Source organism: Janthinobacterium sp. CG_23.3, assembly GCF_046115965.1.
Taxonomy (GTDB): domain Bacteria; phylum Pseudomonadota; class Gammaproteobacteria; order Burkholderiales; family Burkholderiaceae_D; genus Janthinobacterium.
In genome coordinates this window covers 1-11,846 of record NZ_JBJXIB010000162.1, presented here as the reverse complement: position 1 = coordinate 11,846, position 11,846 = coordinate 1, and the positions used below count along the sequence as shown (strand labels likewise).

Genomic DNA, 11,846 nt, shown 5'->3' with positions numbered 1-11,846 from the left:
CTGCTAATTTGATGCTTTCGGTTGTGCATGTTGGAACCTACCGCTGTACTTTAAATTAATCGGGTAGGTGTCTCAAGTTATATTGGCACAGGGGGGGCGGGCGCGTTTGGCCGCAAGTTTCCGGGTTGCAGCCTGTGGGCGGCCCCGAAAGGCGAGGTGAAACGCGCCGTGTCGGTCAAGGCGCGTGAGACGTTCAAGCAGCGGATACGGCAGTTGACCCGCCGTACCTGCGGGCGCAGCATGACCGAACTGGTCGAGCCGCTACGCCGCTATGTGTTGGGCTGGAAAGCTTACTCTGGATTGGCTCATACCCCCAAGCTCTGGCGCGAGCTGGACGAATGGATGCGCCACCGGATGCGGACAATCCAGTTAAGGCACTGGAAGCGTGGCACGACGATGTACCGGGAACTGCTGGCCCTTGGGGCGTCGGAAAAGGTGGCGCGACTGGTGGCGGCGAACAGCCGGCGCTGGTGGCGAAACAGTCGGATGGCGCTGAACAATGTGTTGACGATCGCCTACTTTGACCGCCTTGGCATGCCTCGCCTCTCATAACCTCAACTACTCGAACCGCCCGGTGCGGACCCGCATGCCGGGTGGTGTGGCAGGGGACCGGCCAGTAATTGGCCGCCCCTATGCAGATTGAACGATCCGCCCTGTGCGCCAGCACGAGTACCGTCTGCCAAAATAGGTCCCGTTGCTATTTCTGGCGAAAACCACTGTGGAGCCAGGCAATCGCCAAGAACGTTCAAACCATTGGTTTGAGTTCAAACAAGGTCCCGCCGTCCCATCTTATGCCTGCGCCAGGCCGACTGGCTCGAATCGACAGCGCGCTCGCCTTCCAAGGCGGCGTGACCCGGCTCATCGTGCCCCGATAATCCGCTGGCCCGAGGCGGCCGACGTGGTGCCGATGTCGGGCGACCTGCATGGCGTGCCGAACGCCATCGCGCTCAGCCAGGCGACGATTCGCAGAGAATGATCATCCACCCGCTCAGTCTCCGCGGGGTACGACATGCATTGCAGGTGCAGCATCCGCCTCGCTACGATCACTGAACACAGTGCCATGTTCGTTATTGACGTCAAAGTAGAAAATTCGCTGGAAAGTGGTTGACCTTACCACGCTGCCAAACCCCATAGTAGTCGGACCCTAACCCAACCAGGATATCAAGATGATCCGTTTTTACCTTCCAAACATGACCTGTGGCGGCTGCGCCAAGATCGTCACCAAGGCATTGCTGAGCGTCGACCCGCAAGCCCGCGTCGAAACCGATCCTCCCGCGCGTGAAGTTCGCGTCGATAGCGCCTTGGACGAGAGCGCTTTCCTCGTGGCGCTTAGCGAGGCCGGGTACCCGGATAAGCAGTGAGCGAGTAATCAGGGAGTAAGGCTCGTGCCCATCACGCACCTTTTAATCGATTTGAGTGGCGGTGCGCGGCCAATGCGGTTATCCGCGGCACCGGCGCCCTTTCCGGCAGGCTTCATCAGCGCGCCAAAAAATCAAACTGTCACCATGCGAACAACATCGCTGCTATGAAATTCACGAATTTATATAAACCAACAACTGACACCTTCGAGTGCCGATGTCGTTTTTGCCTGCCCGGGCGCTGTTTGTGTGGCTGCCCGGCATTCTCCCGACTGCACCGATGTACCTGCGGCCCCAATTGCGGATGCGGTGAAAGCTGCTCGTGCGAGGATATTTATGCGTTGCAAAGGCCCAGTACCTAACTGCCTCCCGCGCCAAGTCCTCGCCTCCAGGAATTCGCAGTAAAGAAAAAGCCCGCTTTCAAGTCGTTTTCGTTTTGGCCGGCCACGTCCAGCTTTCGCGCCCTGTTCGGCATCGCACCGTCGCAATTGCGCGGCCGGACGAGCAAATACTAGCCCGCGCGCACCGGCATTTCAAGCGGCGCTTCCCGGACATCGCCCAAGCCCCCGTCTTCGGGGCTGGGGCTGGGCCACAAGCCGGCCGGCCGGGTCAGCATGATCAATACCATCGCCAGGCCCAATGACAATTGGCGCAATATCTCCGCCTCGATCAAGACTAGTCCGAATAACTGGCGCTGCATCGGCTCGACCACGTGGCGCAACAGTTCGGGCAATGCGGCCAGAATCACGCCGCCCAGCACGACGCCGGGAATATGTCCCATGCCGCCCAGTACCACCATCGACAGCACCGTGATTGACTCGTTCAGCGAAAACGATTCGGGCGATATATAACCCTGGAACGCGGCGAACATGGAACCCGCCACGCCGCCGAAGGACGCGCCCAGGGCGAAGGCCAGCAGCTTGACGTTACGGGTATTGATACCCATCGCCTGGGCGGCCGTTTCATCTTCGCGTATGGCGACGAAGGCGCGGCCGAGGCGGGAATGTTGCAAACGCAGCGACACGAAGACAGTCGCGGCGCACAGGAACAGGAACAGGAAGTAATACGCGTTCACCGAGGGCATGGCGAATCCGCCGATATCGAGCATGGACCCGGAACCGGGCTTGCCCGCCAACGACACGTCGAAGAGGCGCACCGGATCGATCATGTCGATGCCTTTCGGGCCGTCCGTGATGTTTACCGGCGCATTCAGATTGATGATGAAGAGGCGGATGATTTCACCGAAACCGAGCGTGACGACCGCCAGGTAGTCGCCGCGCAGTTTCAATGTCGGCGCGCCAAGCAAGGCGCCGAAGAACCCGGCCAGCGCCGCGCTCAGAGGGACGATCAACCATACCGGCAAATGCACGCCGTTTGCCGCCACGTCCGGTCCGCACATCCACAGCAGCGCGTTGCCGGCCAGCGGATAGGTGTCGACGACGGACGCCAGCACGAGCGAGAATTGCGGCGACGCCAGCAAGGCCGTCAGGTAGGCGCCAAGCGCGTAGAAGGCAACATAGCCAAGGTCGAGCAGACCGGCGAAACCGACGACGATATTCAGGCCCAGCGCCAGCATGATGTATATCAGCGCCATGTCCATAATGCGCACCCATGAATTGCCGAACTGGGACGCGAGGAAGGGGAATAGCAGTAGCGCCGCGCCGAGCAGGGCCAGAGCGGCGGGGATTTTGCGCGATTGCGTGCCGCGATAGTGTGCCATGAACAAGCTTTACGCGGAGACGGCTACGCGCCAGCGCGCGACGCCGGATGCTTCGGCCGGAACACTATTGTTTGTGGAGAGAGGGGGCATGGCCGATGTATCCGAAGAGAATGAAGATTAGTCATCTTAAGAAACGTAAACAATTAGCGCTACCAAAATCTTGCTCGATTGTCTGCGAGGGCCGATATCGAAAAGGGAACCACCGTTGTCGCCCAACGCCCGGTCAGTCCATTTCAGCGCGTCGTTGATCAGCGTGGCTTGGCGAGCACCACGAAGCCGGTCGCGCGTTCGAGCAGCGTGCCGACCGGGGAGCGGTTGCCGGCGCCGCTGATCACCTCACCCTCCCATTGGCCGCGGATATGGACGCTCTGCGTGGCCGGGATTGGGCTGCACGGGTCGGCTTGGGGCGCTGCGCTGACGCGCGGACGAGGCTGCGAATCGACTTGCAACGTGCCGAAATACTAATTTAAATCAATAGCTTGCAATCGTAAGGTAATCGAAAGGTAAAAAATCGTTCGGCTCGATACAGTGAATTCAGGCACTCGACGGTGCAACGACTGAATCACTTTTTATGATTGGGACGAATATGAATGCCTCTATCTCTGTTGCATCGAATATTGCCGCAACCTCAATGGAAAGCGATGAGCGGTGGCAGGCTGTGGAGCGCGTGCTGAGCAGCCCGGTATTCGTTAAGGCGCCACGTATGCGCGCCATGTTGTCGTTCCTGATGATCAGGAAACTGAGTGGCATGGAAGAATCGATTAGCGAGTACGCGGTGGGGATTGAGGTATTTCGGCGTGATGCGCGTGATTACGATACGACTACCGATCCTGTCGTGAGGGTGCAGATGGGCCGGCTGCGCGGTCGTCTCGCTCAATATTACGCAACAGCAAGCAATTGCGGCAGCTTCCAAATTGTGATTCCGCCCGGAACATATGTGCCGGAGCTGACGCCATGTGAAAGAAAACGGCCTGTTCCGTGCAACAAAACGCAGTGGGTGCCATTGCGAGTGCTCACCCCGAACAACGGCACAAACGAGTTCACCTGCGGACTTGAGGAAGAACTCGCCCTGCTACTATTTCAGCGCTTTGGCAATGGGCAAGACATCGACCCGGCGCAGCATCACCGCATCGAAGTGAGTGTCAGGGTGGAACAGCGCCGTGCGCGCGCGTCGATACGGCTGATTGATGCGGGCACGGAAGACATTGTTTTTCTCCAGCAATGCGACTGTTATGGCGATCTCGGCATAATGCTGCAGGAGGAGTTGGCGCTGGAAATCTTCAATATCTTGCAGAAGTTCATGCACTCCTCCCTGCGTTCAGCGCAAGGCCGTCCAGCCGACGCGCTTTGGACTTAGTCCTTACTTCGGCGTGGTAATGTTGCCTTCCTGCGGATCGTCATGGATGCTTTTACCAGTGACCTTGTTTCTGAACAGGAGATAGAAATGATATTCGGTGTCTAGCTCGTCATATTCAGTAACCATCAACAAACGGTTATCCGCGCGATAATGAGGAATAGTATTTGAGCCGTTTCTAGGCTTGATCTTTTTCTTGAAGCACCATCCATTGCGCGTAGCCGCGTAGTCGAGGGCATACACGGTATGGTAGGGAGCATGTGCGTTGAGGGAACATCCCGTTGCCTCAACGTGCAGCAAACCCGTTTCGGGGTCTGTATAGGTGTAGGAGACCTGTGCTTTCCTGTCCAAGCCGGTGATAGAGACAAGGACGACTATTTGAGATATAAGGCGAGGGTGGTTGCGTGACATAGAGTCTTTCTTATTGGGGGAAGTTCAGTTGACGATAAATGGAGTCGCGATAGCCAATCTGATGCAATCGCTTCCACGGGATGTTGCTGGAATGACCTTCCTGCAGGCAAAGGGTCGCACGTCCCCACGGGTCGAGGATTTGAAAGTCCATGGTGGCTTTGGTCCCAGGATCAATCAAGGCATAGGCATGCCGGCAAATTTTCGCCGATAGTCCCTGGTTTTTTTCCGAGCGTAGTATCGTTGCGTAGACCAGCAGGGATTCGACCAGCAAAAGCCGTACCTTGAAGTTTGCCGGGTTATTGGCGTACAAGGTCTTGAGCTGCGCAGTGGCCGATTCGCTCTCTCGCCTGGCCAGCGCGGCGTTACCGCTTGCTAGCACGGCCTTCGCAAGCTGATAGCGGGCCACTGCCTCGCTGCTCGCCCACAGGACGTTTTGAGGATTGAGTTTCAGCGAGGCCGCCAACGTCGAATGCACCTGCCGGAGCCGGGGCAGAATGGCGGACGGGGGCTCCCGGCGCGCTTTCACGCGCAATATGTCCTGTTCGATATTTGCCAGTTCGACTTGCCACGCGTGGTTCTTCTCGTCCTCCCGGGCGATGCGCAGAAAGAGCGCTTTTGCCGCTGTATGGTCGGCCAAGGCGGTGTCGTCGTGACCCAACGCCAGCGCCATCGTGGCACGATGCTGGAGTGCCTGGACCTGCCGCTTAACCCACATCGACTCGTCGGGAAATTGAGCGCGCAGCCGCAAAACGAGTTCCATTTCCTTCTGATACAAGTTTTCTGCCGACTTCAATTCACCCAAGGACTGCCTGGCTAAACCCAGCCAGGAATAACTGTCTGCCAGTTCAGCGATCAGTACTTTCGATTCGGGCGTGCGGCTCAGCGCGCCTTCCTTCAATGCGATGGACGCGGCAAACTCGGGCGCGGCAAACTCCGGCGTTCCCCGCGCGATGGCGAGCGAGCCGAGATTGTTGTGGGCGTAAGACTGTTCAATCCACCAATCAACCTTGTCCGGCTCAAGCGCGTGCAGCTGATTGGCAAACTGCAGATATTGCTGCCACGCCAGCGCAGCTGCCTGCAAGTTGTTGTGATCCTTGTGCAGCTGACCAACCCAGTAGGCATTGACACCGAGATTGTTGAGTACATGGATGTCGTTGGGATTCAAGGTATGTTGACGCTTCAAAATGGCGCTGGCTTTGTCCAAAGCATCAATGGCCTGAACGGCGTTGCCGCGCGATCGGCTGACTTCGCCGATCACTTGGAATGCCTTGGCGCGCAACGTCAACCCGGTTTGGCTGAGTGCGTCCGTTTGCGAGCCGCGTAGGTATTCAAGCGCCTTGCCGCTGATGCCTTCCAGTAAATCGAGCTTGCCCAGGGGGCGCAGCTTGTCGGCAAAGTCGCCCAGCATGTAGTCGGCCAGGCCTTCGACCTCGGTACGGCGTGCTTCGGCTGCGCGCCTGGCCGACAGCGCGCTGAGGGCGAGCGCGGAATTGAGCACGGCAAGCACGATGATCATCGCTAGCGCGGACAGGCGCGCCCATGCGAACTGGCGCGCCCGGCGGTTGGACAAGCGAATCAGCTCGGATTCGGCCGGCTCCAACGACCACAAGGCGGCATCGCGCAGCGCTTTGGCCTCGTCCAGCAACTTGCCGCGCGGGATGAGCAGGTCGACACGCCGTCCATCCGCGCTCCAGCGTGCCGCCTGCTGGGCCAATCTGCCGCGCGCGCGCAAGGCATCGCGGTGCGCCGCTATCCATTCTTTCATCCGTGGCCAACGCCGCAGGATCGCCTCATGCGCAATGCCGAACACCTGCGTACCACCGGCCAGGTCACTGACAAACAGGCGCGCTTCGACCAGCGCCGCCACCGTCTGGCGCGCCGCTTCGCTGCGCAGCGCGGACCACAGCGCGCGCTGGCTGCTTATCTGTTCCTTGTCGATCGATAGCACCGTCACCAGCGACATGATGTGGGGCAGTTCGGCGCGTTGCCCCTCCGTCAGGCCGACGACAAGCTGTTCCGCGCGCCGGCCGATGGCGCCTTCAAGATCGCCCAGCTCATAAAAGGCGTCGAAGCTCAGCTCGCCCTCGGGCGTGCGCAAGCGGTACAGCTCGTGCAAACAGTATTGCAGCAAGGGCAGGGCGTCCGGACTGGCGGTGGCGCTCTCGCACAATATATCGTCAAGGTTGGCGTGCGTAACGGGATCGACGCCAAAGCTCAGCTGCGCCGCCGCCGCCGGCTTGCGGATCATCTGCGCGATATCGCTGAAACTGGGCGGCGCAAGATCGACGTGGCCGGCATGCGCCTTCACCTCGATGAGCAGCGGAAGTTTGGCAATGCTCGGGTAAAAATCGTTGCGGCAGGCGAGCACGATCAGGCAGGCGCTGCTGCGCGCCAGATGGGCCAGCGTTGCCAGAAACGCGATACGCTCCTGCTCGCCGACGCGGCTGGCGTTGAAGAGCGCCTCAAAGCGGTCGATGAAAATGCCGAAGCGCATACCAGGGCGCTGCGGCGCCAGCGTGGCGTGAAGTTGTTCGCCGACGCTGGCGCAATCGTGTTCCAGGCGTTTGCCGAGCGCAACCGCGTTTTCATCTGGAAAGGCGCATGCCTCGTCCCATTGCAAGTCCAGCATCGCGCCGGCCAGCGCGGTAAATAGCGTTTGTTCGCCTTGGTCGGCGACGTCGAACGTTGTCGTGGCCAGCAGCGCGGCGCCGGCCTGCGCGCGCGAGAACGCCGGGAACAGGCCCGCCTGCACCAGTGAGGTTTTGCCTGAACCGCTAGGACCCAGCAGCAGTAGCAGGGCGAGGCCACTGTCGATCTGGGCCTGCGCCGCAATCGCCAGTTTGCGCGTTGCCTCGTCGCGGCCGTAGAACACGGGTGCATGGGCCTCGTCGAACGGCAGCAAGCCACGGAACGGCGAGCCACCATCCCAATGTGAAACGCGGTGGATATCGTCCACGGTGAAATCGAGCTCCGCAACAGTGCGGTAGCCGCGTTTGCGGATGGTTTCGATGAAGATTGGCGCGGCCGCGTCGTCGCCCAATAGGCGGCGCAGCTGGGCTATGTTTTTGTGGACGGGACTGTCGCCATGAATCGTGCTGCCCCAGCATTGCTCCAACAGTTGCTCCGTGCTGACCGTCTCGCCGTTGGCGCGGCACAGTGCCACCAGCACATCCATTGTGCGCGGCTCCATTTGGCGCGTTCCGATGGCGCTTTCGATGGAATTGGATGAAGGGTCGACCAGCCACGCGCCGAGGCGGAACCGCGCTTTGGCACGGAACGCGTTACCAACCTGGCTGGCGGTGCCAACCGGGGAAAGGCGACGGAGCATGGTATCGGAAGTTGGTAGTAGTCAAATGACAATATTGCATCCTATCACGGCCTCGTCATCGTGTCGACGTCACTGTTGTAGAAGCGAGACCAAGGTTGTTACTTGTGTTACGCGGCGGCGAACTCCTACCATCAATTCCGAACTACCCGATTTACAAAAACAAGTTGACGGTGTTGTCAGGCCCGTAAAAGCGTTCTGGTCGGCCTGCTCGATCGTCTGTTCCACAAGTCTAACAACGAGTGAGGGTGTGATGTCAGAGAGCTTGCAAAAATGGGTGGGACGCAATCGTCCGCCGCGCGTACAGATTACCTACGACGTGGAAATCGGCGGCGCCGTCGAGAAGAAGGAACTGCCGTTGGTGGTCGGCCTGCTGGCCGACTTGTCCGGCCAGCCGTTGGTGGCGCCGCCTAAACTGAAGGCGCGCCGCCTGGTGGAAATCGACCGCGACAACTTTAACGAAGTCATGGCCAAGATCGCGCCGCGCCTGGACCTGTCGGTGCCCGACACCTACAAGGGCGAGGGCAGCCTGAAGATTGAATTGAACTTCACCGAGTTCGACCACTTCCATCCAGAGGCCATCGTCAATCAAGTGCCGCGGCTGGCCAAGCTGCTCGAAGTGCGCCAGCAACTGCGCGACCTGCTCGGCAAGCTCGACGGCAATGACGAACTCGATTCGCTGCTCGAAAACATCGTGCAGAACACCGAAGAGCTGAAAACCCTGCGCACCGACGATGCCGCCGAGCCAGCCTCTGAGGCGACGGCCGACAGTGCCGAAGCGGTCGCGTCCTGATCGCGCCTTGATGTATTCCAACATTTGAAGAGAGTTCAATTATGGCCAGCACTCAAACGGTTGAAAGCGGCGCCGGCAATGCCGCCGTAGTGGAAATGAGCCTGTTGGATCGTATCGTCCAGGAAGGCAAAATGGCGGTCGACCCTTCGCAGAACGTGTATGCGCGCAAACTCTTGGGGCAGTTTGCCACCCAGGTGCTTGACGAGGGCATGAAGGCGGCGCCGGACAAGGGCATCGTGACGATGATCAATGAACGCGTTGCCCAGATCGACAAGATCCTGAGCGACCAGGTCAACGCCATCATGCACGATGAACGTTTCCAGACGCTGGAAGCATCGTGGCGCGGCCTGCGCGACATGGTGTTCGGCACAGAAACGAGCACCAAGCTGAAACTGCGCTTGCTGAACGTGTCCAAGAAAGAGCTGTTGAAAGACCTCGAAGGCGCCGTCGATCACGACATGAGCGCGCTGTTCAAGAAAATTTACGAGGAAGAGTACGGCACCTTTGGCGGGCACCCGTATTCGTTGTTCATCGGCGATTACTACTTCGGCCGCCATCCGCAGGACATGGCCTTGATCGAACGCCTGTCGAAAGTGGCGGCCGCCGCGCACGCGCCGTTCATCGCCGCCGCCGCCCCTTCGCTGTTTGATATGAACTCGTTCACCGAGCTGGGCGTACCGCGCGATATGTCGAAGATCTTCGAGAGCGCCGAACTGACCTCGTGGCGCGGTTTTCGCGAGTCGGAAGACTCGCGCTACGTGGCGTTGGTGCTGCCGCGCTATGCCGCCCGTTTGCCGTATGGCGCCAAGACCATCCCGGTGGACTCGTTCGCGTTCGAGGAAGATGTCAACGGCAAGGACCACAGCAAATACCTGTGGGCTAATTCCGCCTATCAGCTGGGCCTGCGCATCACCGATTCCTTCGCCAAGCATAGCTGGACCACGGCCATTCGCGGCGTCGAAGGCGGTGGCAAGATCACCGGCATGACGGCGCACACCTTCAAGACGGACGAGGGCGACATCGCGCTCAAATGCCCGACCGAGGTGTTCATCACCGACCGGCGCGAGAAGGAGTTGAACGATCTGGGCTTTATTGCCGTGGTCAATTCCAAGGGTTCGGATGTGGCGGCGTTCTTTGGCGGCCAGTCGGTCAATAAACCGAAGTTGTACAACCTGGACGCGGCCAACGCCAACGCGGCGCTGTCGTCGCGCCTGCCGTACGTGCTGGCCGCGTCGCGCTTTGCTCACTACATCAAGGTGATCATGCGCGACAAGATCGGCAGCTTCCAGAGCCGCCAAAGTGTTGAGATGTTCCTCAACAACTGGCTGAGTGACTACGTGCTGTTGAGCGCCAACGCATCCCAAGGAGAGAAGGCCCGCTTCCCGCTGTCGGAAGGGCGGGTCGATGTCACCGACGTGCCAGGCAAGCCGGGCGCGTATTCGGCGACGGTTTTCCTGCGCCCGCACTTCCAGATGGAGGAATTGACGACGTCGATTCGCCTGGTGGCAGAGCTGCCGGCGGCTGTTGCAGCGTAATTCGCGTGGCGGGAAACGTCCCGCGCATCCCATTTTCAAATAGCGCGACGCTGTCTTCCATGCCAGCCGCGCTCACTATACGGAGCACAAAATGTCAGACGTTCTCATTTTAAACCTGGGCGATAAGTACAAAGGTAACTGCACTATCGACGGTTTTCCCGACATGATCATCGTCAGTTCGTTTTCCCATAACGCCTATCTGCCGATGGGCAGCGATGCGGGTAACACAGAGCGGACGATGGGCCGTCCAGTTCTGTCGGAAATGTCGTTTTCGAAGTCTTCGGACCTGTCGACGACTGAACTGTTCAAGGCGTGTACCCAAGGTGCAAAAATCGGGCCGGCTACGCTCAATATCGGCCGTGTCGAGAATGGCGTGTATATGAATTTCATGACCTACATAATGGAAAATGCCATGATTTCACAAATGAGCTGTGGTGGGGGAGGCGGCATTCCGAACGACTCGTTTTCGATTAATTTTACCAAAATTACTGCGACGTTTTCGCAGCAGAATGCGGATTCGACAAAAAAAGGCACTGGCACGTGGAATTGGAATTTGGGGACGATGAAGGCGGATTGAACTCGCCATTTCAGTCGAAGGAAACTGGTAGGGGTGGCGACATATCGCCACCTTTACGTCAATCCATTCTTGATCGCTGTTATCACAACTGGGATTCCAGTATGCCGGTTGGCCAATTGAAATCGCCGCTTAATAAAAGCAGGAGTCATCACGATGCGCACACTGATTATCGGCAGAGGCATATCCGCCGCCGCATATCTCGCCACGCTTTGCACCGCAGAGGGGAACCAGCACGACGAGGTTAATGCCGTCGGGCTACCGCATTTATGGGCGAAGCTGCCAGCTAACCATGCGATGGGACAGCCATCGAACTTGCTGGCAGCGAATTTATCGAGGCCGGCGGTATCGGCGCATGGATCAGCTTCCTCATCTTCCCATGGTGTAAACTTCATGAAGGCGCATGAATTTTCAAGTTTGATAGAGGAACAGTTTAACCGGAACGGATGCTTGATGCTTGACGGCGAGGCTGAAAAAATATCGCTACTTTCTGGATCGATCGAAAAGCCGGAAGAATTTAAGATCGACTATAAGTTCAACGGAGAATCCATAGAAACTTACTGCAATCGAGTGATTATTGCGGTCGGACCGGGTCCGGAACGGTTGATTAGGATTAACGATGGTGATGCACCAATAACCGGCCCCGGGGTTGTAAGCCAATCCACCCAAGTTAAGAATTTTTCGTGACTATTCAGCCTGAGCGTACAGCGTAGAAAGTTGTTGTAAACGAATCGTGGATAACGCATCATGCGTGCATGCCACCAAAACCGCCCCGC

General features: G+C 58.5%; 9 protein-coding genes and 1 pseudogene. 7 read left to right on the top strand and 3 right to left on the bottom strand.

What is annotated here, in order from left to right; all coding sequences use genetic code 11:
* Positions 1-96 precede the first annotated feature (96 nt).
* Both ACFDR9_RS25130 and ACFDR9_RS25125 read left to right on the top strand, forming a co-directional pair.
* Positions 97-552 (top strand): annotated as a pseudogene (locus ACFDR9_RS25130) (group II intron maturase-specific domain-containing protein); the annotation flags it as partial.
* A 614-nt stretch (positions 553-1,166) separates the two neighbouring features.
* Positions 1,167-1,361 carry a heavy-metal-associated domain-containing protein gene (locus ACFDR9_RS25125; RefSeq protein ID WP_026132816.1) on the top strand — a complete coding sequence of 65 codons (195 nt, stop codon included), beginning with the start codon at positions 1,167-1,169 and terminating at the stop codon, positions 1,359-1,361.
* A 508-nt stretch (positions 1,362-1,869) separates the two neighbouring features.
* Here ACFDR9_RS25125 and ACFDR9_RS25120 read toward each other — a convergent pair.
* On the bottom strand, positions 1,870-3,078 hold the full coding sequence (locus tag ACFDR9_RS25120; protein ID WP_409032724.1) for a branched-chain amino acid ABC transporter permease: 1,209 nt from the start codon (positions 3,076-3,078) through the stop codon (positions 1,870-1,872).
* A 586-nt stretch (positions 3,079-3,664) separates the two neighbouring features.
* On the opposite strand from ACFDR9_RS25120, the gene ACFDR9_RS25115 reads away from it, so the two are divergent.
* The gene (locus tag ACFDR9_RS25115) at positions 3,665-4,435 is read left to right on the top strand and encodes a hypothetical protein (protein WP_409032723.1); all 771 of its coding nucleotides are present in this window, start codon (positions 3,665-3,667) and stop codon (positions 4,433-4,435) included.
* A 3-nt stretch (positions 4,436-4,438) separates the two neighbouring features.
* Here the strand turns inward: ACFDR9_RS25115 and ACFDR9_RS25110 are convergent, their stop codons facing one another.
* Together ACFDR9_RS25110 and ACFDR9_RS25105 are read right to left on the bottom strand one after the other, a co-directional pair.
* Positions 4,439-4,843 (bottom strand): hypothetical protein, encoded by a 405-nt coding sequence (locus tag ACFDR9_RS25110; protein WP_409032722.1) that lies wholly within the window; start codon positions 4,841-4,843, stop codon positions 4,439-4,441.
* Positions 4,844-4,853: 10 nt separating this feature from the next.
* Entirely contained in the window at positions 4,854-8,171 is a 3,318-nt protein-coding gene (locus ACFDR9_RS25105; RefSeq protein WP_409032721.1) for a winged helix-turn-helix domain-containing protein, read from the bottom strand.
* Between the two features lie 250 nt (positions 8,172-8,421).
* On the opposite strand from ACFDR9_RS25105, the gene tssB reads away from it, so the two are divergent.
* The 4 genes from tssB to ACFDR9_RS25085 all read left to right on the top strand — a co-directional run bounded on the left by tssB (position 8,422) and on the right by ACFDR9_RS25085 (position 11,757).
* Positions 8,422-8,961, top strand: a complete 540-nt coding sequence (gene tssB, locus ACFDR9_RS25100) for a type VI secretion system contractile sheath small subunit (protein ID WP_409032725.1) — start codon at positions 8,422-8,424, stop codon at positions 8,959-8,961.
* A gap of 41 nt (positions 8,962-9,002) precedes the next feature.
* On the top strand, positions 9,003-10,496 hold the full coding sequence (gene tssC / locus ACFDR9_RS25095) for a type VI secretion system contractile sheath large subunit (protein ID WP_409032720.1): 1,494 nt from the start codon (positions 9,003-9,005) through the stop codon (positions 10,494-10,496).
* Positions 10,497-10,587: 91 nt separating this feature from the next.
* The gene (locus tag ACFDR9_RS25090) at positions 10,588-11,073 is read left to right on the top strand and encodes an Hcp family type VI secretion system effector (protein ID WP_409032719.1); all 486 of its coding nucleotides are present in this window, start codon (positions 10,588-10,590) and stop codon (positions 11,071-11,073) included.
* Between the two features lie 153 nt (positions 11,074-11,226).
* A complete protein-coding gene (locus ACFDR9_RS25085; RefSeq protein WP_409032718.1) occupies positions 11,227-11,757 on the top strand; it encodes a hypothetical protein in 531 nt (176 codons plus the stop codon).
* Positions 11,758-11,846: the final 89 nt, after the last annotated feature.